The organism is Streptomyces sp. NPDC048600 (genome assembly GCF_055587025.1).
In genome coordinates this window covers 303,688-330,166 of sequence record NZ_JBVJGZ010000004.1, presented here as the reverse complement: position 1 = coordinate 330,166, position 26,479 = coordinate 303,688, and the positions used below count along the sequence as shown (strand labels likewise).

Annotated in this window: 10 protein-coding genes; 7 read left to right on the top strand and 3 right to left on the bottom strand. The window is 73.2% G+C overall.

Going from position 1 to position 26,479, the window contains the following annotated elements:
- Positions 1 to 196: 196 nt before the first annotated feature.
- The 6 genes from ACZ6SQ_RS07585 to ACZ6SQ_RS07560 all read left to right on the top strand — a co-directional run bounded on the left by ACZ6SQ_RS07585 (position 197) and on the right by ACZ6SQ_RS07560 (position 21,705).
- Complete coding sequence (locus ACZ6SQ_RS07585; RefSeq protein WP_469557667.1) at positions 197 to 7,366, top strand: SDR family NAD(P)-dependent oxidoreductase; 7,170 nt, start codon at positions 197 to 199, stop codon at positions 7,364 to 7,366.
- Between the two features lie 97 nt (positions 7,367 to 7,463).
- Positions 7,464 to 15,017, top strand: coding sequence for a beta-ketoacyl synthase N-terminal-like domain-containing protein (locus ACZ6SQ_RS07580; RefSeq protein ID WP_469557665.1), 7,554 nt, complete (start codon positions 7,464 to 7,466; stop codon positions 15,015 to 15,017).
- Between the two features lie 51 nt (positions 15,018 to 15,068).
- Positions 15,069 to 16,694 (top strand): PfaD family polyunsaturated fatty acid/polyketide biosynthesis protein, encoded by a 1,626-nt coding sequence (locus tag ACZ6SQ_RS07575; RefSeq protein WP_469557663.1) that lies wholly within the window; start codon positions 15,069 to 15,071, stop codon positions 16,692 to 16,694.
- On the top strand, positions 16,691 to 18,379 hold the full coding sequence (locus tag ACZ6SQ_RS07570; RefSeq protein ID WP_469557661.1) for an acyl-CoA dehydrogenase family protein: 1,689 nt from the start codon (positions 16,691 to 16,693) through the stop codon (positions 18,377 to 18,379). The genes ACZ6SQ_RS07575 and ACZ6SQ_RS07570 overlap by 4 nt, the downstream gene beginning before the upstream one ends.
- A gap of 207 nt (positions 18,380 to 18,586) precedes the next feature.
- Positions 18,587 to 20,362, top strand: coding sequence for an acyl-CoA dehydrogenase family protein (locus ACZ6SQ_RS07565; RefSeq protein WP_469557659.1), 1,776 nt, complete (start codon positions 18,587 to 18,589; stop codon positions 20,360 to 20,362).
- Positions 20,363 to 20,415: 53 nt separating this feature from the next.
- Positions 20,416 to 21,705: an NAD(P)/FAD-dependent oxidoreductase gene (locus ACZ6SQ_RS07560; RefSeq protein ID WP_469557658.1), complete on the top strand. Its 1,290-nt coding sequence runs from the start codon at positions 20,416 to 20,418 to the stop codon at positions 21,703 to 21,705.
- A 78-nt stretch (positions 21,706 to 21,783) separates the two neighbouring features.
- On the opposite strand, the gene ACZ6SQ_RS07555 is transcribed toward ACZ6SQ_RS07560, so the two are convergent.
- From ACZ6SQ_RS07555 to ACZ6SQ_RS07545, 3 genes are all read right to left on the bottom strand, one after another.
- Positions 21,784 to 22,680, bottom strand: coding sequence for an AfsR/SARP family transcriptional regulator (locus tag ACZ6SQ_RS07555; protein ID WP_469557656.1), 897 nt, complete (start codon positions 22,678 to 22,680; stop codon positions 21,784 to 21,786).
- A 174-nt stretch (positions 22,681 to 22,854) separates the two neighbouring features.
- Positions 22,855 to 23,520, bottom strand: a complete 666-nt coding sequence (locus ACZ6SQ_RS07550) for a MerR family transcriptional regulator (protein WP_389331824.1) — start codon at positions 23,518 to 23,520, stop codon at positions 22,855 to 22,857.
- 356 nt (positions 23,521 to 23,876) lie between these two features.
- A complete protein-coding gene (locus ACZ6SQ_RS07545) occupies positions 23,877 to 25,418 on the bottom strand; it encodes an MFS transporter (RefSeq protein ID WP_469557653.1) in 1,542 nt (513 codons plus the stop codon).
- 263 nt (positions 25,419 to 25,681) lie between these two features.
- Here ACZ6SQ_RS07545 and ACZ6SQ_RS07540 point away from each other — a divergent pair, with 263 nt between their 5' ends.
- Complete coding sequence (locus ACZ6SQ_RS07540) at positions 25,682 to 26,383, top strand: TetR/AcrR family transcriptional regulator (protein WP_469557651.1); 702 nt, start codon at positions 25,682 to 25,684, stop codon at positions 26,381 to 26,383.
- Positions 26,384 to 26,479 lie beyond the last annotated feature (96 nt).

Sequence of the window (26,479 nt, the reverse complement as noted above, 5' to 3'; positions counted from 1 at the left end):
CCGCCCGGCACACCGCCCGAGGACGCCCGCCCCCGCCGCCCCCACCGCCGGGCGGGCGCCCCGACGGCCGCACGGCCCCGCGCGGGCCCGCCCCGCGGCCGTCCGCCACCCGGCCCCGAACCCCCGGACCGGGACGGCCGTGCACCGCCACCGCACCGAACCCATCACCGTTCGCCCGGAACCAGAGAGACTCGCCGTGAACTCATCGCAGGAATCCGACCTCGACCGTCGGCTAGCCCGGGACCCCATCGCCATCGTCGGCCTCTCCGCGCTCTACCCGAAGTCCAGCAACCTGCGGGAGTTCTGGGCCAACGTCGTCTCGGCCGCCGACTGCATCGACGACGTGCCGGCCGGACACTGGGACGTCGACGAGCACTTCGACCCCGACCCCACGGTCCCCGACAAGACGTACTCCCGGCGCGGCGGCTTCATCCCCGACGTGCCCTTCAACCCGCTGGAGTTCGGCCTGCCGCCGAACACCCTGGAGGTCACCGACGTCCTCCAGCTCCTCAGCCTCGTCGTCACGCGCGAGCTGCTGAAGGACGCGGGCGCCGACCAGGAGTGGTACGACAAGTCCCGCACCGGCGTCGTCCTCGGCATCACCGGCGCCAACCAGCTCACCCAGCCGCTCACCGCGCGGCTGCAGAGCGGCGTGCTCAAGGAGGTCGTCCGCAGCTGCGGCCTGACCGAGCGCGACGCCGAGGAGATCGTCGCCAAGTTCCGCCTGGCGTACGCCCCCTGGGAGGAGAACTCCTTCCCCGGCATGCTCGGCAACGTCGTCGCCGGCCGGATCGCCAACCGGTTCGACCTCGGCGGCATCAACATGACGATCGACGCCGCCTGCGCGAGTTCGCTCGGCGCGGTCCGCAGCGCCGCCAGCGAACTCCTCGAGCGCCGCGCCGACACCATGCTGGTGGGCGGCTGCGACGCCGAGAACACGATCTTCATGTACCTGTGCTTCAGCAAGACGCCCGCGCTCTCCAAGTCCGGGCGCATCCGCCCGTTCGACAAGGACGCCGACGGCACCCTGATCGGCGAGGGCATCGGCATGCTCGCCCTGCGCCGCCTCGCCGACGCCGAGCGCGACGGCAACAAGGTCTACGCCGTCCTGCGCGGCATCGGCACCTCCAGCGACGGCCGCTTCAAGTCCATCTACGCCCCGCGCAAGGAGGGCCAGATGGTCGCCCTGCGCCGCGCGTACGAGGACGCCGACTGCTCGCCCGAGAGCATCGAGCTGTTCGAGGCGCACGGCACCGGCACCGCCGTCGGCGACGCCACCGAGCTGAGCGCCCTGTCCGCGGTCGTCTCCGAGAGCACCGAGGACATCCGCTACGCCGCCGTCGGCAGCGTCAAGTCCCAGATCGGGCACACCAAGGCCGCCGCGGGCGCCGCCGGCATGATCAAGCTGGCCCTCGCCCTGCACCACAAGGTGCTGCCGCCCACCATCAACGTCGACGAGCCCAACCCGGCGATCGACTTCGCCACCGGCCCGTTCTACGTCAACTCCGAGGCCCGCCCCTGGATCCGCACCCCCGAGCGCCCCAAGCGCCGGGCCGCGATCTCCTCGTTCGGCTTCGGCGGCACCAACTTCCACATGGTGCTGGAGGAGCACGGCGACGGCGACGACCTGCGCGTCGCCTTCCCCGTGTCCGCCGTGCATCTGTGGCACGCCCCCGACACCGCCGCCCTCGCCGCACTCCTCGCCTCCGGCGCACCCGCGAACGGCGGCCCCGCCCCCGGGGGCAGCGCCCGCGTCGCCTTCGTCGCCCGCACCGAGCAGGAGCTCACCGCGCTGCGCGACCTCGCCGTCAGCGAGCTGCGCGCCCGCCCGGACGCCGACGCGTGGCAGCACCCCAAGGGCGTGTACTACCGCAGCGGTGCCGCCCGGACGGGCAAGGTCGCCGCGCTGTTCGCCGGACAGGGCAGCCAGTACGTCGACCTCGGCAGGAGCGCCGTCATGGCGCTGCCGCCGCTGCGCGCCGCGTTCGACGCCGCCAACCGGCACTTCGAGGGCTCGGTGGCGCTGTCCCGCATCGCCTTCCCGCCGCCCGCGTTCGACGACGCCGGCCGGGGCGAGCAGGAGACCGCGCTGCGCGCCACCGCCTACGCCCAGCCCGCCATCGGCGCGCTGTCCGCGGGCCAGTTCCGCTACCTCACCGAACTCGGCTTCGCCGCCGAGGGTTTCCTCGGCCACAGTTTCGGCGAACTGACCGCACTGTGGGCGGCCGGCGCCCTCGCGGACGAGGCCTACTTCGCCCTCGCCCGCGCCCGCGGCAACGCCATGGCCCCGCCGGAGCGGGCCGGCTTCGACGCCGGCGCGATGGCCGCGGTCTCGGCGCCCGAGGAGAGGGTCGCCGAACTCGTCGCCGCCCGCCGTGACGTGGTGGTCTGCAACCGCAACGCCGCCGACCAGATCGTCGTGGGCGGTCCCACCGACGAGGTCGAGAAGGTCGTCGCCGACGCCACCGCGGCAGGACTGCGCGCGAGCCGGCTGCCGGTGTCCGCCGCCTTCCACACGCCGTTCGTCGGACACGCCGTCGAGGCCTTCCGCGCCGACGTGGACCGCGTCGAGGTCACCCGCCCGAACGCCACGGTGTACGCCAACACCCGGGACGCCGCCTACGGCGACGACGTGGCCGCCAACCGCAAGGTGCTCACCGAGCAGCTCATCAACCCGGTCGACTTCGCCGCCCGCGTGGAGGAGATGTACGCCGCCGGGCACCGGGTGTTCGTCGAGTTCGGCCCCAAGTCCGTGCTGACACAGCTCGTCCGCCGCATCCTCGGCGAGCGCGAGCACACCGCCGTCGCCCTGGACGCGGGCCCCGGCCGCGACGCCGACACCGCGCTCAAGCAGGGTGTCGCCCAGCTCGCCGTGCTCGGCCTGCCGCTCGCCACCGCCGACCGCTATGTGGCGGCCCCGGCCGTCGAGGCGCCGGCCAAGGGCATGCAGATCCTGCTCAACGGCATCAACTACGTCTCGCCCGAACGCCGCGCCGCCTACCGCGACGCCATCGACAACGGCTACCGCGTCACCGTCCCGACGCTGCCGGGCGCGAACAACGGCACCAACGGCACTGCGGCGCCGCGGACCCCGGCCCCCGCGCCGCAGACCCCGGCCCCCGCACGACCGGCCCCGGCCCCGAGCGCGCCGCTCCCGGCCGTCGCCCAGCAGGCCCAGCCGGTCACCGCCGCCCAGCCGGTCACCGCCGCCCGGCCGGTGCCCTCGGCCGCCCCCGCCGCCGCGCAGACCGCCCCCGGCTCCCTCGCCACCGCGGTCGCGCCCGCCCGGCCCGTACCGACACCCGCTCCCGCTCCGACCGCCTTGGAGACACCCCACGTGGACAGCGACCGCCTCGCAGGGCTCGTGGCCGACCACCTCGCCCTGCACGACGACTACCTCAACAGCCAGCTGGAGAGCGCCGAGCGCCTCACCGGCGTACTGGAGCGGGCCGCCGAACAGGGGCAGCTCGGCGAGGTGCTGCCCGGTGTGAACGCCGTCAAGGAGCACGGCCTCGACATCGGCCGCAGCCACCTGCGCGCCAACGAGATTCTGCGCGACCTGGCCGCCCTGGAGATGCGCACGGCCGGCTCCGCCCCGGCCGCCCCCGCGCGTCCCGAGGCCCCGCGCGCCCCGCAGCAGCCCGCGCTCGCCGCCCCGGTGGCGCCCGCCCCGGCCGCGCTGGCCCCCGCCCCGGTCACGCCGGCCCCTGCCGTGACTCCGGCGCCCGTTGCCGCTCCGGCCGCCCCGACGACGGCCCCGGCACCTGCGGCCCGTGTCGCCGAGCCGGTCGCCCAGCCCGCCGCCGCACCTGCCGCCCCCGCGGGCCCCGACTCCGGTGCGGTGTCCGCCGCGCTGCTGGACGTCGTCGGTCAGAAGACCGGTTACCCGACGGACATGCTCGACCTGGACATGGACGTCGAGGCGGATCTGGGGATCGACTCGATCAAGCGGGTCGAGATCATGGGTGTGATGCAGGAGCGCTTCGGCGCCGGTGTCGCCGCCGGTCCGGAGGCGCTCGCCGAGCTGCGGACGCTGCGTCAGATCGTCGACTTCATGGCCGACGCCGCTCCGGCCGGTGACGCCCAGGCCGCTGCCGCCCCCGCGGGCCCGGACTCCGGTGCGGTGTCGGCGGCGCTGCTGGACGTCGTGGGTCAGAAGACCGGTTACCCGACGGACATGCTCGACCTGGACATGGACGTCGAGGCGGACTTGGGGATCGACTCGATCAAGCGGGTCGAGATCATGGGTGTGATGCAGGAGCGCTTCGGCGCGGGTGTCGCGGCCGGTCCGGAGGCGCTGGCCGAGCTGCGGACGCTGCGTCAGATCGTCGACTTCATGGCCGACGCCGCTCCGGCCGGTGACGCCCCGGCCGCTGTCGGCTCCGCCGGTCCCGACTCCGGTGCGGTGTCCGCCGCGCTGCTGGACGTCGTGGGTGAGAAGACCGGTTATCCGGCCGAGATGCTGGATCTCGACATGGATGTCGAGGCGGATCTGGGGATCGACTCGATCAAGCGGGTCGAGATCATGGGTGTGATGCAGGAGCGCTTCGGCGCGGGTGTCGCGGCCGGTCCGGAGGCCCTTGCCGAGCTGCGGACGCTGCGTCAGATCGTCGACTTCATGGCCGACGGCGCCCCCGCCGACGCGGCCTCCGCCCCTGCTCCGGTCGTCGGCCCCGACTCGGGTGCCGTCTCGTCCGCGCTGCTGGACGTCGTGGGTGAGAAGACCGGTTATCCGGCCGAGATGCTGGATCTCGACATGGATGTCGAGGCGGACTTGGGGATCGACTCGATCAAGCGGGTCGAGATCATGGGTGTGATGCAGGAGCGCTTCGGCGCCGGTGTCGCAGCCGGTCCCGAGCAACTCGCCGAACTGCGCACCCTGCGCCAGATCGTCGACTTCATGGCCGGCGACGCGGAGACCACGGCCCCGGCCGCCGTGAGCGCCGCCCCCGCCGCCGAGCCCGCCGCCGCCAAGCCCTCTGGCGGCATCGGCCGGGCCCAGGCCGCGCTGGTCGGCCTGCCCACCCCCGACCTGCTGACCGACGCCTACGCGCCGGGTTCCGCCGCGCTGATCGTGGACGACGGCTCCGACCTGGCGCCCGCGTTCGCCGCCCGCCTCGTCGAGAGCGGACGCCCGGTGCACGTCCTGCGCCTGCCCGGAGTCGCCCAGCGCGTCGAGGGCGTCAAGGACCACGCGCTCACCGGCTGGGGCGTCACCGAGCTGGCCGAGCGCATGGAAGCGGTCCTCGCCGACCGCGTCACCCTGGTGGTCGACCTGTCCGCCGCGCACCTCGGCGACTGGTCCGAGGCCACCCGGCGCCTCGCGCACACCCTGCTCGTCGCCAAGCACGCGGTCCAGCCGCTGACCGCCGCCGCCGAGTCGGGCCGTGCCGCGTTCGTCACCGTCACCCGCCTCGACGGCTCCTTCGGTCTCACCGGCGTCGCCGAGGAACTCGCCGTCGCCGCGGGCGTCACCGGTCTGGTCAAGACCCTCGCGGTCGAGGCGCCCCGGCTGTTCTGCCGCTCCGTCGACCTGTCCGCGGGCCTCAGCCCCGAGGCCGGTGCCGCCCTCCTCGCCGACGAACTGCACGACGTGGTCGCCGACCTGACCCAGGTCGGCCACGACGGCACCCACCGCGTCGGCCTCGGCCTCGCCGAGGAGAGCCTCCACCGGGGCGCGGACGACGTCCCGGCACTCGGCTCCGACGACCTGGTCGTGGTGACCGGCGGCGGCCGCGGCATCACCGCCGCCTGCACCGTCGAACTGGCCCGCCGCCACCGCCCCGGACTGCTCCTGATCGGCCGCACCCCGCCGGCCGACGAACCCGCCTGGGCGCAGGGCGTCGAGGACGGCGGACTCAAGGCCGCCGCCGCCGCGCAGCTGAAGGCCACCGGCGAGAAGCCCACCCCCAAGCGCGTCGAGCAGCTCTACGGCGCCGTCGTCGGAGCCAGGGAGATCCGCCGCACGCTGGCCGACATCCAGGCCGCCGGCAGCACCGTCGAGTACCTGGCCGTCGACATCACCGACCCGGCCGCCACGGCCGCCGCGCTCGCCCCGTACAAGGAGCGCGTCACCGGTCTGGTGCACGGCGCCGGTGTCCTCGCCGACCAGCTGATCGCCAACAAGAAGGCCTCCGAGATCGAGCGGGTCTTCGCACCGAAGCTGGCCGGCCTGCGCTCGGTGGCCGCCGCCCTGGACACCGACCTCCTGCGGCACGTCGTGCTGTTCTCCTCGGTGGCCGGCTTCTTCGGCAACCGGGGCCAGTCCGACTACGCGATGGCCAACGAGACCCTCAACGCCTGGGCCTCCTCCTTCAAGCGGCGTCACCCCGGTGCCCGCGTCACCTCCCTCAACTGGGGCGCCTGGGACAGCGGCATGGTCTCCCCGCAGATCAAGGCCGTCTTCAAGGAGCGCGGCATCACGCTGATCCCGGTCGACACCGGAGCGAAGCTGTTCACCGAGCAGTTCGACGCGGGGCGCGCCGCCGACGTGGTCACGGTCCTCGGCCCGACGACCCCGCTGTCCGAGCCCGAGCGGCCCGCACAGCACGGCACGGTCACCGTCCGGCGCTCCATCGCCGGGCTGGTGGACGACCCGATCGTCGCCGACCACGTCATCGGCGGCACCCCGGTGCTGCCCGCCGTGGTCGCCCTCGGCTGGGCGATCGGCGCCGTCGAGCGCTCCACCGGCACCGAGGTCCGCGAGGTCCGCGACTTCTCCGTCCGCAAGGGCATCCTGTTCGACGACACCCTGCCCGAGCGGCCTGAGCTGGCGATGACGCCCGCCGGTGACAGTGTCGAGGTCGCCGTCCAGGCCGCCGACGCCAAGGGCGCCGTACGACCGCACTACGCGGCCGTCGTCACCCCGGGCACCACGCCCGCCCCGGCCACCGTCGCGGGTCTGCCCGCTCTCGGCTCCGGCCGCGACGGCGCGAGCCTCTACACGGACGGCACCCTCTTCCACGGTCCCGCGCTGCGCGGTGTGCGCCGGGTGCTGGCCGAGGACGAGTCCCGGCTGGTCCTGGAGTGCGAGCTGACCGAACTGCGGCCCGAGGGCGGCGCGTTCGGCGGCACCCGGTTCGCGCCCGGCACCGCCGACCTGCTGCTCCAGGCCGGCCTGGTGTGGGTGCGGCTGTTCCGCGGCACCGCCGGACTGCCCCTGTCCGTCGCCCGCGTCGCACTGCACCGGCCGCTGCCCGACGGCGCCCCGTTCCTGCTCGTCGTCGAGCCGGCCGAGGGCGGCAGCTCCAGCACCGCCGCCCTGAACGTCACGGCGTGCGCCCCCGACGGGACGGTGCTGACCCGCTTCGACGGCGTCAAGGTCGTCTCCGCCCCGCAGCTCGCGGACAAGTTCCTCAACGGCTGACCCCGCCTCGTCTCCGACGCACGCGTCGGGCCGGGCCCGGACGGCACCCCCAGGCCGTCCCGGCCCGGCCACCCCCAGAAGGGACCCGAGAGCTCTCATGAGCAAGTACGCCATCGTTGGCCTCGCCTGCCTGTTCCCCGGAGCGGAGTCGCCCGCCGAGTTCTGGCGCAACCTCCGCTCCGGTGAGGACAGCCGCAAGGAGGGCGGGACGGAGGTCTTCGGCCCCGGCCCCGAGGCCCGGGACATCGATCCCCAGCACGAGATCTACTGCACGCGGGGCGGATTCGTCACCGACTTCGCCTTCGACCCCACCGGCTACCGCCTGGACGCCGACCGCCTCGCCGGGCTCGACCGCATCTTCCACTGGACGCTGCACGTGGCCCGCGAGGCACTGCGCGACAGCGGCCACGGCGACCGGCAGGACGTCCTCGCCCGCACCGGCCTCGTCCTCGGCAACTACTCCTTCCCCACACCGACTTCGGCCCAGGTCAGCGTCCCCCTCGTGCAGGAGGCGGTGCTGGAGGGCCTGCGCCGGGCGGGCCACCCCCCGCTCGGCGCTCTGGCGCACGCGCAGGACCGTATCGACGGGGAGCGGCTCAACACCGAGGACCTGATGGTCAGCGGCGCCCCCGCCACCCTCGCCGCGACCGCCCTCGGACTCGGCGGCCCCCGCTACAACCTCGACGCCGCCTGCTCCTCCGCCCTGTACGCGCTCAAGCTGGCCTGCGACCACCTCGCCGCCGGACAGGCCGACCTGGTCCTGGCCGGCGGTGTCTGCGCGCCCGACCCCACGCTGATCCACCTGTCCTTCGGCGACCTCCAGGCCTACCCGCGCGACGGCTTCAGCCAGCCCTTCGACGGCCGCTCCGGCGGCATCCTCACCGGACAGGGCGCCGGCATGTTCGCCGTGAAGCGGCTGGAGGACGCCGTACGCGACGGCGACCGCGTCCACGCCGTCGTCGACGGCATCGGCCTGTCCAACGACGGCAGCGGCCGCCATCTGCTGGTCCCGCAGGGCCACGGACAGCTCCAGTCCTACGAACTCGCGTACGCCGACGCCGGCGTCGACCCCGCGGCCGTCGACTACCTGGAGTGCCACGCCACCGGCACCCCGATCGGCGACGCCACCGAGGCGCAGTCCGTCGCCGACTTCTTCGGCGAGGCAGGCCGCGTCCCGCTGCTGGGCTCCGTCAAGGGCAACATCGGCCACCTGCTCACCGTCGCCGGACTGAGCAGCATGCTGAAGGTCGTCCTCGCCATGGGGCAGGGACACATCCCGCCGACCATCGGCGTCGGACAGCCGATCAGCTCCAAGGACGGCCGCGTCGGCCCCGACGCCCTGGTGCGCGAGGGCCGCGACTGGCCCGAGACGGCCGGTCCCCGCCGGGCGGGGGTCTCCGCGTTCGGCTTCGGCGGCACCAACGCCCACGTGGTGCTCTCCCAGCCCGACGGCACCGCCCCCGCCGCCGAGCCGCGGACCCCCGTGCCCGCGCTCGACATCGTCGGACTCGGCGCCCACTTCGGCTCCTTCGACTCCCTGGACGCCTACGAGCGGGCCGTGCACGCCGGTGCCGACACGGTGGGTCCGCTGCCCGAGCGTCGCTGGCGCGGCCTGGACCAGACCCGCGGCGGCTCCCTCGACCACGGCGCCGGAGTCTCGCCCGAGGCCCTGCCGCAGGGCGCGTTCGTCGACGGCCTGGGCATCGACCCGATGGACCTCAAGATCCCCCCGGCCGACCTGCGCACCTACAACCTCCAGCACGCGCTCGCCATCAAGGTCGCCGACGAGGCTCTGAAGGACGCCGGATACAGCCGCGCGGTCCCCAAGGGACAGAGCGCGCCCGACCCGCGACGGATCGCGGTCGTCGTCGCCATGGAGACCGAGCCCTTCACCCATCTGCGCATCACCCGCTACGGCCTGGGCACGTTCATCCGCCAGGAGTTCGCGCGCGCGGGCATCGAGGTCGACGAGGCGGAGCTGGCCCGGCTGACCGCCGTCGGCCGTGACGCGGTGGTCGACCCGATCGTCGCCAACGAGGTGCTCAGCTACATCGGCAACGTGATGGCCAGCCGCATCTCCTCCCTGTGGAACCTCACCGGCCCGTCCTTCACCGTCTCCTCCGACGGCTCCGGCACCGCCGAGGCCCTCCAGGTCGCCCGCCTGCTGCTGCTCGACCCCGGCATCGAGGCCGTCCTCGTCGGCGCCGTCGACCTCGCGGGCTCCGCCGAGAACCTGCTGCTGCGCCCCGACGTGGTCGCCGAGGCCGGGCTCACCTTCCAGGAGGGCGCCCAGGGCCGCCGGATCGGCGAGGGCGCCGGCGCGGTCGTCGTCACCCGCCCCGACAGCGGGGACCGGCCCGTCTACGCCCGCCTGGAGTCCCTGGCGATCCGGCACGCCGACCCGGTCGACGGCGCGGTCCCCGAGGCCGACGCCGGCACCTACGCGGCCGCTGCGAGCGAGGCCTACACCGCCGCCGGGATCACCGCCTCCGACATCGGCTACGTCGAGGCGCACGCGGGCGGCACCGACACCCAGGACCGCGCCGAGATCGAGGGCCTCGCCCAGGTGCACCCGGCAGGCGCCCACCAGGTCGCCCTCGGCAGCGCCAAGGCCCAGATCGGCGACGCCGGCTGCGCGGCCGGCATGGCCGGACTGATCCGTACCGTCCTCGGGCTGCACCACGGCTACGTCCCCGGCACCCGCGGCTGGACCCGCCCGGCCGACCAACTCACCGCCGGCTTCGAGGCGTCGGGCCTGTACGTGCCGGACACCTCCCGCCCCTGGCTGCGGGCGCGGCGCGACTCACGCCGCTACGCGGCCGTCGGCTTCATCGGCGCCGCGGGCGCCCACGGCCACCTGGTGCTCTCCGCCCGGACCTCACGCGGCGCCCTCGTGCCGCGCGACTGGCGGCGGGCCGGCGGACCCGTCGTGCTGCCGCTGTCCGCCGACTCCTTCGACGGACTGCTCGCCACGGTCGCCCGGCACCGCGCCCTGCTCGACGACGGCGCCGACCCCTACGCCCTGGCCCGCGACGCCGGCCGGCAGCTGCCCGGCCGCACCCTGCGCGCCGTCCTGGTCGGCCGCGACCGCGACGAACTGGCCGCCCAGCTCGAACTGGCCGCCCGCGGGCTGCCCGCCGCACACGCCGAGGGCGGTGAATGGGCCACCCCCGCCGGAAGCTGCTTCACCGCGAACCCGATCGGCCCGGAGGGGAAGGTCGCCCTGGTCTACCCGGGCGCCTTCAACTCCTACCCCGGCCTCGGCCAGGAGCTGTTCCGCGCCTTCCCCGGACTCCTCGACACGTTCGAGGACATGGCCGACGAGCCCGAGCTGCACCTTCGCGCCGCGGCCCTCTACCCGCGCTCGCAGGCCGCCCTCGGCCGCCGCGAACTGATGGCGCTGGAGGGCTCGCTCGGCGACGACATCCCCTTCATGCTCGCCACCGGCACCAGCTTCTCCATCCTCTACACCGACCTCGTCCGCGAGGTCCTCGGCGTCAAGGCGCACGGCGGCTTCGGCTACAGCCTGGGCGAGTCCAGCATGCTGTTCGCCACCCGGGGCTGGCTCCCCGAGAGCCGCGACGACGCCCTGATCAGCGGCACGCCCGTGTTCAAGCACCGCCTGGTCGGCGCCAAGGACACCGTGCGCGAGGCCTGGGGCATCGGCGCCGACGTCCCCGACGAGCGGGTGTGGTCCAGCCACGTCCTGCTCACCGACGCGGAGACGGTCCGCACCGCCCTCAAGGGCTACGACCGGGTCTTCCTCACCCACATCAACACGCCGAAGGAACTGGTCGTCGCCGGCGACCCGGCCCAGTGCCGCGCGCTGATCGAGGAACTCGGCTGCCCGGCCGCGCGCTCGCCCGTCGGCGCGGTCATGCACTGCTCCGTCGTGAACGCCGACTTCGACGCCCTCGCCGGGCTGAACAGCTACCCGACCGGCTCGTTCGGCGACCTGGAGCTGCTCAGCGCGTACGACTACGCGCCGCTGCCCGCCGTGGACCGCGCGGAGACCGCCCGCCGGATCGCGACGACCCTGTGCGCGCCGATCGACTTCCCGCGTCTGGTGCGCACCGCCTACGACCGGGGCTTCCGCTACTTCCTGGAGGCCGGACCCAGCGCGACCTGCGCCCGCTGGGTCCGCGAGACCCTCGGCGACGCCCGGCACATGGCCGCGCCCCTGGACCGCCGCAGGGTGCCCGCCACCCGCTCGATCGCCCAGCTCGCGGCCCGGCTCACCGCGCACGGCCTGGACCTGGACTGGGACGCGCTACTCGCCGCGACCGCCGCCGACGCTCCGGCCCGGCCGACCCGCTTCCGGGTGGGCGGCGCCGACCCGGCCCCGGCCCGGATCGCGCGGGAACTGGCGCGCGGCACGCGGACCGCGGATGCCACGGCAACGGAGGCGCCGGCCGCCGGTCCGGCTCCGGTGCCGACGGCAGCGGGCTCCGGCGCCCCGGCGAGCGGCCCGGTGGCCGGACAGGGTGCGGGCTCCGGCGCGTCGACGTCCGCCTCGACCAGCTCTGCGCCGGATGCCGTCGGCGCCTCGCCCACCGACAGCTCACCGGTCACCGGTCACGTCCCCGGCCGCACGGCCGTGCCCTCGGGCCCGGCCCGGGCCGGCTCCGGAGAAGGGGGCAGGCCCGGCTCGCCGCAGGCGCCCCGCAGACACCACGCCGCCGCGCACGCGGCCCCGACCGCCCCCGCCCCGTCCGCACCGCCGGAGGACTCCGCACTCATGCACGCCGACCCGACCCTCGCCGACGCCGAGGTCATCGCCTTCGACGGCACACCCGTCTCGACCGTGCCCTGGTCCCAGCCCCCGCGCCGGAGCGCCTCCGAAGCCCCCCGCGCCGCCGCGCCGGCCGGACCGGAGATGGCCGCCCCGGCGCCCGCGGGCCCGGCCGCCCGGCAGTCCGGCGCGGCGTCCGAGACGCCCGCCGCCGACCTGGTGCGCGAGATCCGCCGTCAGATGCTGGACACCCACTCGGTGGTGATGGAGACCCAGCACATCCTCCAGTCCGCCACCCTCGGCCGGGTCGAGTCCCTGCTCGACGGCACCACCCCGGCCTCGCCGACGCCGCGCGCGCTCCCGGCCCCCGCCGAGCCCGCCGCCCTGGCCCCGGCCGTCGAACGCCCCGCCCTCCCGGCCGCGCCCCCGGCCCCCGCGGCGCCCGCCACGGCGATCCCCGCCGCCCCGGCCGCGTCCGCCCCCGCCGCCCCCGTGACCCCGGAGCCCGCGCCCGCCGCCGACCGTGAGGTCAAGGAGGGCGTGATCTGGGACGAGGCGGACCTGCTGGAGTTCGCCGTCGGCTCGGTCGCCAAGGTGTTCGGCCCCGAGTTCGGCGTGATCGACGGCTACGGCAAGCGCGTACGACTGCCCGCGCCGCCCTACCACTTCGTCACCCGGGTCACCGACATCGAGGGCACCACGGGCGAGTTCAAGCCCGCCAAGATCGTCACCGAGTACGACGTGCCCGAGGACGCCTGGTACGCCGTCGACGGCTATGTGCCCCCGGCCGTCACCGTCGAGGCCGGCCAGTGCGACCTGCTGCTCGTCAGCTACCTCGGCATCGACTTCCGCAACAAGGGCGAGCGGGTCTACCGCCTGCTCGACAGCACCCTGGTCTTCCGGGGCTTCCTGCCCCGCGTCGGCCAGACCCTGCGCTACGAGATCTCCATCGACCGCTTCGTCCACCAGGGCGAGACGACGATCTTCTTCTTCAGCTACCAGTGCTACGCCGACGGCGAGCTGATCCTCGAACTGCGCGACGCCTGCGCCGGGTTCTTCACCCAGGCCGAGCTGGACACCCCGCTCGGCGTGGTGATGACCGAGAAGGAGAAGAAGGCCCGCGCGGCCCTGCCCAAGGGCTACTTCAAGCCGCTCGCCCACACGGACAAGAACCACCTCACCGCCGAGGACCTGGAGCTGCTCGCCCAGGGCCGCCCCGGCGACGTCTTCGGCCCGGACCACGCCCAGGACCCCGGCATCAACCCGGCCCTCAGGCTGCCCGACGCCAAGATGCGCATGATCGACGAGGTCGACATCGACCGCAAGGGCGGTCTGCGCGGCCTCGGCAGGATCACCGCGACGAAGAACCTCCAGCCCGACGGCTGGTACTTCCTCTGCCACTTCCCCGACGACCACGTCCTCGCGGGCTCCCTGGTCGCCGAGGGCGCGGTGCAGCTCCTCCAGATCTACCTGATGCACCAGGGCATGCACCTCACGCTCCCCGACGCCCGCTTCACCTGTGTCACCGATACCCCGATCGAGGTCCAGGTCCGCGGCCAGATCACACAGAAGGACGCCAAGATCCGGTACGAGGTCGAGGTCATGGAGCTGACGCTCCTGCCGCGCGCCACGGTCATCGCCGACGTCCTGATCTACCTGGACGACAAGCCGGTCGTGCGCATGAAGAACCTCGGCCTCCAGGTCCGGGAGAAGGAGGGCACGCCGTACCGCCCGGAGACCGGCGGCGTCCCGCAGTTCCTCGGCCGCCGCAACCGCGACGGCGAGGCCGCGATGATCAACGAGATGCACCTCGCGCACGCCGCGAAGGGCCTGCTCGACATCGCGATGGGCCCCGAGTTCGAGGTCTACCGCACGTCCAGGGCCCCCTACATCCCCAACGGCGACTTCCAGTTCGTCGACCGTGTGATGTCCCTGGAGGGCACCCGCGGCGACCTGTCGCCCGGCTCGGTGATGGTGACCGAGTACGACTCGCCGGCCGACGCCTGGTACTACGAGCAGAACTCCTTCCCGCACATGCCGAACTGCGTGTACATGGAGTCCTCGCTCCAGGCCGCGATCTTCCTCGGCTACTACCTCGGCGCCACCCTGAAGAACACCGACGAGCAGTACCGCATCCGCAACCTCGACGGCCGAGCCACCCTGGTCAAGGACATCGACCTGCGCGGCAAGACCATCCGGCACACCTCGAAGCTCCTGATGACCAGCGCCGTCCACGGCGCCGTCCTGCAGAACTTCTCCTACGAACTCTCCGCCGACGGCGAGGTGTTCTACACCGGCGAGTCCCTCTTCGGCTACTTCAGCGACGCGGCCCTCGTCAACCAGGTCGGCCTCGACAACGGCAAGTACGTCGCCCCCTGGATGGAGACCGAGAAGCCGGCCGCCGACCGGGTGCGACGCATCGAACTGCCCGAGGGCGCCCCGGCGTTCACCGACCCCACCGGCGGCTCGCTGCACCTGCCCGGCGAGAAGTTCGCCCTCGTCGACCACGTCGACCTGATCACCGACGGCGGCAAGCACGGCCGCGGCTATGTGCACGGCTACCGGGCGGTCCGTCCCGACGAGTGGTACTTCGACTGCCACTTCCACCGCGACCCGGTGATGCCCGGCTCGCTCGGCGTCGAGGCGGTCCTGCAGGCGATGCGCCTGTTCGTCCTGGAGCAGAACCTCGCCGAGGGCATCGAGAACCCGCGCTTCGCCATGGCGACCGACGTGGAGACCTCCTGGAAGTACCGCGGCCAGATCCTGCGCCACGACAAGGAGCTGTTCTTCGACGTGCACGTCAAGGACATCCGCAAGGAGGCCGACCGCCTCGTCGTCGTCGCCGACGCCGACCTGTGGAAGCCCGGCCTGCGCATCTACGAACTCATCGACCTGGCCATCGAGGTCCGCACCGCCTGACGCCTGACGGCCCACCCGCCCCGCCGCTCAGCCAAGGAGCTTCGTTTTCCCATGGATATTCGCGACACCCCTCTCCGCTGGTACGGAGAGCGGTACCCGAGCACGGACCCGGCCGGGATCTACCACGCCCTGGCCGACCTCGACGAGCCGTGCTTCGTCACCGTCACACCCGGTGGCATCGGCGCCGTCTCCGGCGGCTTCGCCGCGGCCGAGGGCGACGGCCTGCCGCTGCTGGCCGCCGCCGAGCCGCTGCCGGCGCACCGCCTCGGCTCCGCCGCCTTCCGCGCCGCCCACGGCGTCGAACAGGCCTACATGGCGGGCGCCATGGCCGGCGGCATCGCCTCCGCCGACATGGTGATCGCCCTCGCCCGGGAGGGCTTCCTCGCCTCCTTCGGCGCGGCCGGCCTGCTGCCCGAGCACATCGAGCGCGCCATCGCCCGCTTCGCCGCCGAGATCCCCGGACTGCCGTACGCGGTCAATCTGATCCACTCGCCCAGCGAGGACCGCCTCGAGCGGGAGGCCGTCGAGCTGTTCCTGCGCCACGGGGTGCGCTGCGTGGAGGCCTCCGCCTTCATGGACCTCACCCCGCACGTGGTGCGCTACCGGGTCGCCGGGCTGCGGCCCGGCCCCGACGGCCGGCCCGTCGCCGAGAACCGGATCATCGCCAAGGTCTCCCGCGCCGAGGTGGCCGAGCGCTTCATGCGGCCCGCCCCGGCCGCCGTGGTCGGCGCCCTGCTGGAGCAGGGTCTGATCACCGCCGAGCAGGCCGCGCTCGCCCACCATGTGCCGCTCGCCGACGACATTACCGTGGAGGCCGACTCCGGCGGCCACACCGACCGCCGGCCGCTGCCCGCGCTGCTGCCCACCATCCTGCGGCTGCGCGACACCGTGCAGCGCGAGTTCCGCTACGCCGTTCCCGTCCGGGTCGGCGCGGGCGGGGGCCTCGGCACCCCGGTCGCCGTCGCCGCAGCCTTCTCGATGGGCGCCGCGTACGTGGTCACCGGCTCCGTCAACCAGTCCTGCATCGAGTCCGGGGCGTCCGCCAAGTCCAAGGAGATGCTGGCCGTCGCCGGCATCGCCGACTGCGAGATGGCACCGGCCGCGGACATGTTCGAGATGGGCGTCGAGCTCCAGGTCCTCAAGAAGGGCACGCTCTTCGCGATGCGCGCCAAGCGCCTGTACGAGCTCTACCAGACGTACGACGGCCTGGAGGCCATCCCCGAGGCCGACCGCGCCAAGCTGGAGCAGCAGATCTTCCGGCGCTCGCTGGAGGACGTCTGGCAGGAGTGCGTCACCTACTTCACCCGCCGCGACCCCGAGCAGCTCCAGCGGGCCGCGGGCAGCCCCAAGCGGCGGATGGCGCTGGTGTTCCGCTGGTACCTGGGCATGTCCTCGCGCTGGGCCGTCACCGGTGACGAGAGCCGGATCATGGACTTCCAGGTCTGGTGCGGCCCGGCCATGGGCAGCTTCAACGACTGGGTGACCGGCAGCTATCTGAAGACCCCCGGCAATCGGCGGGTCGCCGAGGTCGCCCACCACCTGATGCGCGGCGCGGCCTTCCACACCCGGCTCGCCCAGCTGCGCACCGCGGGCGTGCACATCCCCGCCTCCGCCGCCGACTACCGGCCCGTCCCGCTGGAGAGCCCGGCGCACGGATCCTCGGTGGGGCTGCGGTGAGCGCCCTGACCCCCGAGGAGCTCGAGGAGCGGCTCGGCGACCCGGCCGACGACGCCAACCCGCACGGCTTCGCCGCCGCCGTCGCCCGCGACGAGCAGGACGCCTTCCCCGAGGAGCTCTGCGCGGAACTGGTGGCCTGCGGGTTCCACCTCAACTACCTGCCCGCGGCCTGGGGCGGCACCTTCGAGTCCTTCGACCGCAGCCTCACCCTGGTGCGCGCGGCCGCCCGCCGGGACGTCAACATCATGCCCGGCACGATGTTCAGCATCATCGCCGCGACCTGCCTCCAGCTGCACGGCAGCCCGGCGCAGCAGCACCGGGCCGCCGCGATCCTGCGCGGCGGCGGCGCTGTCGCCTTCGCGCTCACCGAGGCCGCGCACGGCAGCGACCTGCTCACCAACGAGGTCCGCCTCGGCCCCGAGGGCCGGCTGTCCGGCGAGAAGTGGATGGTCGGCCTCGGGCTGCGCGCGCAGGCGGTCTACGTCGTGGCCCGCACCGGCGAGCGCGGCCCCGCCGCGTTCTCCGCGGTGCTGCTGGAGGCCGCGGACGTGCCCGAGGGCACGCTGGAGCGGGTGCCCGCGCCCCTGACCGGCGGTATGCGCGGCATCGACCTGGCCACCCTCCGCTTCCTCGACACGCCCGTTCCAGAGAGCGCGCTGGTCGGCAAGCAGGGCGAGGGCCTGGAGGCGGCGGTCAAGGCCCAGCAGGCGGTCCGCCTGATGAGCATGGCCGGCAGCCTCGGCATCGCCGACACCGCCGTACGGCTGAGTCTCGGCTTCGCCGTCGAGCGCACCGTCGGCCGTACCGTGCTCGTCGAATCCCCTCACCCCCGGCGGGAGCTGGCGGTGGCGTCGGCGGCGCTGCTGGCGGCCGACGCGGTGGCGCTCGGCGCGGCGCGCGGGGTGCACGTGGTGCCCGAGTCGTTCAGCGTGTGGGCGCTGGCCGCCAAGCACGTCGTCGCCGAGGCCTGCGACGAACTGATCCGGCACTGCGGCACCGTCCTCGCCACCCGGTCGGTGCTGCGCGAGGGCGAACGCGGGGCGGGGCTGTTCCAGAAGCTCCAGCGCGACTCGGCCGTCGTCCGCGTCATCGACGCCAGCACCCTGTCCAACCTGCGGTCGTACGCGGGTCAGCTGCCGACCCTGACCGGCGGCGACGGCGGCGAGCCCGACCCGGCGGTGCTGGACACCGTGTTCCGGCTGGACGCGCCGCTGCCGCCGTACGAGCCGGCCCGGCTCGACATGTTCGCCCGGGGCTTCGACCCGCTCCTGGCCGGACTGCCCAAGGCCGCGGCGGAACTGGCCGGGAGCGAGATCGCCGACCTCGCGGCCACGCTGACCGAGGCCGTCACCGGTCTCGGGGACCTGGTGCGCGAAGCCCAGCGGCGCGGCGCGGACCCCAACGCGCTCGTGGACGCCGCCGAGCGGTACGCCTGGCTGCACGCGGCCGCGACCTGTGTCCACCTGTGGCACGCCAACCGCGGCAGCTCCCTCTACGGCACCGAGCCCGGCTCCACCGGCTGGCTGGGTGCCGTCCTCGGCTACCTCCTCGCCCGCGCCGACGGCACCGACCCGCGCCGCCACGGCGCCCGGCTGGCCCCCGCCCTCGACGCGGTCCTCGCGCTGCGGGAGGTCGACCGCATGTTCACCGCGGCGCCCGTACGCCTGGCCGCCTCCACCCGCTAGGGGGCTTCTGACGAATCTCCGCGGCGTCGCGACGCCCGGCACGCACTCTCGCCGCACCGGCCGAAAGTCCGAGTACGCCCAGTACGAGGGCTTCCGGCCGGCACTCCCCCAGCCTTCGGCCGGGGGGACCCCCAGAGCACGCACCGGACGCCGCTCCTTCTTCCACGGAGATACATCAGAAGCCCCCTCACCCGAACAGGAGCACTCATGTCCAAGGCCGATCTGGTCGCCCTGGTCGCCGACCTGGAGCGGTACCTCGGCGACCCCTACGAGGCGGGCACCAGGATGTCGTTCGCCCGGGTCCTGGAGAGCGACGAGCGCGAGGAGTACCCCCACTCCTTCGTCAACCAGCTGCGCCGCTTCGGCGTCCACGTGTACTCGCTGCCCGCCGAGCAGGGCGGGAAGGCGGGCAACGTGGAGACCGGGTTCAACCTGATGCGGATGGTGGCCCGCCGCGACCCCACGACCGCCACCGCCATCGTCATCACCAACCTCAGCTTCATGCCCGTGTGGACCGCCGGCACCGACGAGCAGAAGCGGCTGCTCATCGAGGACTTCAAGCACGGAGGCGGACTGTCCTGGGGCCTGTCCGAGCGCGACCACGGCAGTGACCTGCTCGCCAACGAGACGACCGCCGAGAAGGTCGACGGCGGCTATCTGCTCACCGGCGAGAAGTGGCTCATCGGCAACGCCACCGTGGCCGGGAAGATGGCCGTCTTCGCCCGCACGGGCAAGCGGCCGGGACCGGCCGCCTACTCGATCTTCATCCTGGACAAGCACACCGCCGCCCCGGAGACGATCGAGGAGCTCCCGGTCGAGACCCTGCACGGCCTGCGTGCCCTCGACCTCAGCGGCATCCGTCTCAAGGGCGCCTTCGTGCCCGACGAGTGGCGGATCGGCCGCGAGGGCGAGGGGCTGGAGATCGCCCTGAAGTCCAGCCAGGCCATGCGCGCGGTCATCTCCAGCCTCGCCCTGGGCGCCGTCGACACCACCCTGCGGGTCAACCTCGACTTCACCGAGAACCGCGTCCTGTTCGGCGACCCGGTCAGCGACGTTCCCTACACCCGCCGCCAGCTGACCGAGGCGTTCGCCGACCTGATGGTCGCCGACGCGGTCAGCCTCGGCGCCTCACGCGGGCTCCAGGCCGCCCCGGAGCAGGTCAGCGTGGTGTCGTCGGTGGCCAAGTACCTGCTTCCGACGATGCTGGAGAAGTCCATGTCCGAGCTGAACACCGTGCTCGGCGCACGGATGTTCCTGCGCGGCCAGGGCCACTACTCCATGCACCAGAAGATGCTGCGCGACCTGCTGGTCACCAACTTCGCCGACGGCAACACCGTGGTGAACCTGCGCAACCTCGGCCAGCAGCTCGACGGCCTGCTCACCAAGGCGGCCACCGCCGACGCCGGGCTGCGCGGCGCCGCCGCCGAGCGCGTCGCCGTGCTGTTCGGCATGGACGCCGAACTCCCGGTCTACCAGCCCTGGAAGCAGGAGCTGTTCAGCCGCGGCCTCGACGACGCGGTACTCGCCGCCCCCGACGGCCTGGAGAGGCTCCGCTCCCTCGCCGAGGACGCCAAGGACGACGCCGAACGCGACCGGCTGCGCCGGGCCGCCGCCGTGGCCGAGGTGCTCCTGGAGCGGATCGCCCCGCTCGCCGAGCGCGCCACCCGGCTCAAGGCCGACCTCGGCCGCGGCTACTCCCAGTCGCCCGAACTGTTCGCGCTGGCCAAGGAGTACTGCCTGGTCCACGCCGCGGCCGCCTGTGTGCACACCTACGTCCACTCGCACGACGTGCTGGAGGACCCGCTGCCCAGCGGCGCGGTCCTGCTGCTCCAGCTGGAGCGGCTGCGCCGGCAGCTGTGGCCCGCCGAACTGGTCACCGACCAGGACGACATCGACGAGGTCATGCGCGTGCTGCGGCACCTCTACCGCGAGAACCGCATGTTCTCGCACTGGCAGTTCCCGCTCGGCGAGCGCGCGTTCTGACCGGCGCCCCACCGATCACCCCTGTTCGACACCGACCCGTGAAGGACCAGATCATGACCCCTCCCACCACCCCTCGTATCGCCGTCGTCGGTGCCGGTGTCTCGGGCGTCTCCGCGGCCTACCACCTGCGCGACCACGCGTCGATCACGCTGTTCGACCGTGAGGACCGCATCGGCGGCCACGCCAACACCGTCGAGGTCGAGGAGAACGGCCGGATCCTCGGCATCGACACCGCCTTCGTCGTGTTCAACCGGCCCGCCTACACCAACCTGTGCGAGTTCTTCGACGAGCTCGGCGTCGAGCAGGTCGAGCACAAGGGCGCGTTCAACTTCTTCGACCTGGACTCCGGCATGGAGTACGGCACAGGCGAGCTGGGCCTGTCCGAGGAGGAGGTGGTGGCCCGCTACCCGGAGGAGTTCCAGACCATCTGGCGCGAGGCCCGCCGCTTCCACACCGAGGGCCGCCGCGACTTCGTGCGCAAGAAGGCCGACATCCCCCTCGGCGAGTACCTCGACAAGAACGGCTACAGCCAGGCGTTCCGCACGTCCTACGTCATCCTGCTGTGCTCCGCGGTCTGGTCGATCCCGGCCGAGCTGATCTGGCAGATGCCCGCCAGCACCGCCATCGCGTTCTTCATGGGCCACGACGAGGGCGGTCTCGGCGGACAGCACGTCGACTGGCGTACCGTCGGCGGCGGTTCGGTCAACTACGTCCGCAAGGCGCTGGCCGCCATCGGCCCCGAGATCCGCACCGGCGAGCCCGTCACCCGTATCCATCAGGGCGACGACTCGGTGACGGTCACCACCGCCGACGGCAGCGAGCGGTTCGACTACGTCGTGATCGGCGCCCACGCGGACGAGGCCCTCGCCATGCTGGAGAACCCGACCGAGCGGCAGCGCGAGGTGCTCTCCAAGGTCCGCTACAACGGCTCGCGGGTCGTCCTGCACACCGACCCCTCGGTGATGCCGGGCAACCGCGAGCGCTGGGAGGCGTGGAACTACGGCAAGGTCGCCGTCGACGGCCAGGACCGCACCTACGTCGCCTACTACATGAACAAGCTCCACGGATTCACCGCGGAGAAGGACTACTTCGTCACCCTCGACTACCCGCTCGAGGTGGCCGCGGACACCGTCATCGCCGAATTCCCCTACACCCACCCGATCATCGACAACCCGGTGCGCGAGATGCAGAAGGACATCTACGACGTGAACAACGGAACCCGGGTCAAGCTGGCCGGCGCGTACTTCCACGCGAAGCGCCACGGAGTCGACCAGATCGGTTCCCACGAGGCCGGTTACTCCTCCGGAATGGACGTCGCCCAGCGTCTCGTCTCCGAACTCTGAGCATTTCCCCGGCAAAAGCATCGCGCCCCCGCTCCGGCGGGGGCGCGATGCGCGTTTCGGGAATCCTGCCCACCTGTCTCACAACGCGGTGAGGGCCTTTCCGTTGAACAGTTCCTGGAGATAGCCGGCCACCGACAGCACGGGCGGCAGCTCCACGGATTCGGCCACGCGCGCGTGCGCGGCTCCGTCCCGGGGCGGGGCGGCCGGCGCGGCCAGGACGGCGGAGCGGGCGCCGATCTGCTCCAGCCGGGCGGTGAGCAGCGGCGTACGGTCGGCGCCGCCGGGCAGATGACGGCGGGCCCGCCGGTAGACGGCGATGGCCTCGGCCTCCCGCCCGCAGCGGCACAGGGCGAGCATCAGCTGGTCGTGGAACGGCTCGTGCAGCGGGTGCGCCGCGCTGACCTCCTCCAGCTCGCCCACGATCTCGCGGTGCCGGCCCGCGCGCAGGGCGCAGTCGAAGAGCAGCTCCAGGGCCTCCTCCCGCTCCTCCTCGAGGCGGGCAGCCAGCCGCGCCGCCAGCGGCCCGTGCACGGCCCCTTCCAGCGCCGCGCCGCGCCACAGCCCGAGGGCGTCCCGCAGCGGCTCGCAGGCCCCCTCGGGGTCCCGCACGGCGGTGCCGCGCGCGTGCTCCAGAGCGCTGCGGAAGAGTCCGAAGTCGGTTTCGTCGGACCGGGCATGGAGCAGATATCCGGAGTCCCGCGCTACCAGCCGCGGTGTGCCCGCGCGGTCCGGCTCCGCCGCGCCCAGTGCCCGGCGCAGCAGAGAGGCATGGGCGTTCAGCGAGTTCGCCGTCTTGACGGGGGACCTGGCCCCCCAGAGTTCACGGACGAGTTCATGTCTCGGTATCGGCTCGCCCGGCCGGGTGAGCAGGGCGCCGAGAAGCCGTCGCTGTTTGGGGGCGCTCAGCGGGGTGCGGAGCCGGCGGATACCGTCGTACAGCTCGGGCGGGCCCAGAATCCGGAACTGCATCGTCATTGCCTTCCCGGTGAACGAGGGGGGCGTTGGCGCATCGCGCCGGCCATTTCGTTTCGAGAAGACCATGCGGGGGGCCGGTGCCGCATGAGTGCGATTACTTAATCCCGTGCCTCGTTCCGGGTGCCGGAATTCCCTGAACGGCCTTGTGGACAAGGACGGTTGAGTACCGCTCACTCAGTCCGGGCCGGGCTCCTCCCGAGCCGCCTCCAGGGCGCCGTAGCGCAGATGCGACTCGGCCTCCTGGGCGAGGCGGCGCAGCGCGAGCAGGGCGGGTTCGAGCAGGAAGGTGAGCAGTACGGCCTGCTCCGCCTTCTCCAACGGGTCCAGCGGGGCGCGCAGTTGGTCGAGGTCCAGCGCGGCGATGCCGTGGACGAGCCGGGCGTAGGGGAGGAGGAACCGCCAGTCGTAGTCCATGCCGAGGGAGCGCAGGGTGAGCAGGGTGTGGTCGAGGACCTGGCGGGCGGGGTTGTGCTCGGTGACCGACCAGCCCAGTTCGGCGAGCAGTGCGTCGGTCTCGGAGTCGCCGGGCGGGGTCTCGCAGAGGGCCTGGCCACCCGGGTCGGTGCCCAGCGGCCACATGCCGGACACCAGGCCGAGCAGGGTGTGGACGTCGGTCTGTTCCTCCGTGACGGCGTTCACGACGTTCTTGGCGGCGCTGACGGACAGTCCGCGCACGCCTATCAGGGCGCGGACCAGCTTCAGTCTGCGTACGTGCTGTTCGTCGTACTCGGCCTGGGTCGCGGCCGTGGGCCGGCCCGGTGGCAACAGCCCTTCGCGGAGGTAGTACTTGATGGTCGCGACGGGGACGCCACTGAGTCGGCTCAGTTCCTTGATGCGCACGGGTTTTCGCTCTTCCCTGGCTATTGGGTAGTGCCACTGTCTAAACTGGATAGTGTGACTCGCCAGTTGGGGAGGCGATGTTATCGCGCCCGTGTCCGTACGCGGTAGGGCGGTTGTCATACCCCCCGAGCGAGGGGTTGTCGCACCCTCCCCCGCGAGCGCACTCTGAACACCCGGCCCGGAGAAGCCCCCGCCTCCGGGCCGGGTTCCCTTTTGTCGCGCGACTTCGCCGGTCGTAGCGGCTGTTGGCTCACCGCACGCCTCAGGGGCCGCCCGGACGTACCGGGCGGCCCCTGAGGTGGTGACCTGCTGCCGGACCGGCCTCCCGGCCCGGCCCGCGTGGTGGTGACGCGGCGTCAGACGGACTTCACGGCGCGGTTCTCGCCGACCGGTGCCGCGTCCGGGGCCTGCGCCGGGACCGCGGCGGCCGACGGACGTACGACGAGCAGGACCAGTACGCCCGCCAGCAGCGCGGCCACACCGCTCGCCAGGAACGCCTGGTCCAGTCCGGCGGCGTAGGCGTCCTCCACGACCTTGCCCGCGGCGTCGCGCGCACCCGCGGACACCTCGGCGATCGCGGCCGAGGGCTGGCCCGCGGTGACGAGCCCGGCGGCCTCGTCGGCGTCGGGGAACAGGCCGCTGTCGGTCAGCCGCGTGGCGACCGTGGCGGAGATGATCGCGGCCACGGCCGGGATGCCGAGCGCGAAGCCCAGCTGGCGGAAGGTGTTGGCGGCGCCGCCCGCCATGCCCGCCCGGTCGGCCGGCGCGGAGGCGAGGGCGGCCGAGGCGAGGATCGGCGAGGCGATGCCGACGCCGATGCCGGTGACGATGAAGCCGGGCAGCAGCGCGATCCAGCCGGAGGAGCCGGTGACCGTCATCTCCAGCAGCGTGCCGCCGCCGATCAGCAGCAGACCGCCGCCGATCGGGATGTGCGGCGGCACGTTCGACAGGAACCGGCCCGCGAGGCCCGCCGCGACGAACGACATCCCGCTCAGCGGCGTCAGGATCAGACCCGCCTTCACCGGGCTGTAGTCCAGCACGGACTGCGCCCACACCGAGACGAACACCAGGTTGGCGAAGGCGGCCGCGCTGAACACGGCGGCGCCGAACATCAGACCGCCGAAGGACGGCGAGCGCATCAGGCTCAGGTCCAGCATCGGGTCCCGCCTGCCGCGCTCCACCAGCACGAACAGCAGCAGCGCGACGACGGTGCCGCCGAACAGCAGCAGGGTGCCGGTCGCCGTCCAGCCGTCCTCGCCGGCCCGGATCAGGCCGTAGATCAGCAGCGTCGAGCCAAGGGTGAAGGTGAGGGTGCCCGGCAGGTCGAGGCGGCTCTGCGGGCGGGTGGCCGGGCCGGCGAGGTGTTTGACGCCGAGGAACAGGGCGACCGCGGCGACGGGCAGGTTGACCAGGAAGATCCAGCGCCAGTCGAGGTGCTCGGTGAGCAGACCGCCGATGATCGGGCCGGCCGCCGCGGCGGCGCCGTTGACCGCGCCCCACAGGCCGAACGCGATGCCACGGTCACGGCCCTCGTAATTGCCCGCCAGGAGCGCGGTGTTGGTGGCGAACATCGCCGAGGCGCCGAGGCCCTGCACGGCCCGTGCCGCGATCAGTATCTCGCTGCTGCCCGCGAGGCCGCAGGCCAGCGAGGCGGCCGCGAACACGGCGAGACCGGCCAGGTACACCCGGCGCGAGCCCTTGATGTCCGACAGCGAGCCGAGCGCCATCAGCAGCGCGGCCAGGACGAGCACATAGACGTCCACCACCCACTGGAGGGAGGTGAAGGACGTGTCCAGCGAGTCGGTCATCGACGGCAGCGCGACGCTGACGATGGTGACGTCGACCAGAAGCATGAAGGTGCCGAGGCACACGGCCAGCAGCGGCATCCATTTGCGCATGGAAGGCCTCTCGGAGCGGAGGTCGGAGCGCGGCGGGGGCACGAGAACAGCGGGCCGGCGCTCCACACGGCAGGGAAGAGTGCGCGGGGCGGGCGGGCAGCGCTGTGCGGAGAGCCCGGCCCACTCCAGTTAGACAGTGACTAATAGCCTACAACACCGTCTTAGACACTGACCAATAGGCTAGGGTTGGATCTCCCCCCTCTCTCTCAGAGCCGCCACACACCCGGCCCCGCCCGGGTGGTCCACAGCGTGAGGTAGTCGCCATGTCGCAGACGACGTCCCGCCGCAGGTCCCGCGCCTCGGCAGGGTTGCCGCCGATCACAGCGGACAAGATCATCGAGGCCGCGACGGAACTGACCGCCGAGCAAGGCCTCGACGGCTGGTCGATCCGCCAGATCTCCACCAAGCTCGACGTCTGGCCCGGCGTCGTCGCCCACCACGTCGGCGATCGGGAAGCCGTCGTCATGGGTGTCGTCGACCGGGTCATCTCCAGAATCCCGGTGCCCGACCGGCAGCTCCCCTGGCGGGAGTGGTTCAGCGCCCTGATGATCGAGGGGCGCGGCGTGCTGCGCGCCTATCCCGGCGTCGCGCGCCGGATGGTCGTGGTGGGGCCCAACGTCCCCGCCGCCCTGCCGACCATCGACACCGGGATCAAGGTGCTGCAGGCCGCCGGCTTCGGCGAGCAGTCCACCCTCATCTACCGCTATCTGCTGAACAGCGCCTTCATGCTCGTGGCCGTCGAGGACGACCGGGCCAACTTCCCCACCGCCCGTGTCGACATGCACCGCACGATGGCCGCCTTCGCCGACGACCAGGCCCGGCCCGGCCTCGCCGCGGCCGGCGCCGAGGCACTCAGCCAGGTCCGCGACCCGGCCGAACTCGCCCAGGAGGAACTGCGGTTCTTCCGCTTCACGGTGGAGCGCTCGCTGGACGGCGCCGAGGCGATGCTCGGCGGCGACCGCTGAAACGGCGAGGGGGGGGGGGGGGGGGGGGGGGGGGGGGGGGGGGGGGGTGGGGGGGGGGGGGGGGGTGTGCGGGGGGGGGGGGGGGGTGGGTGGGTT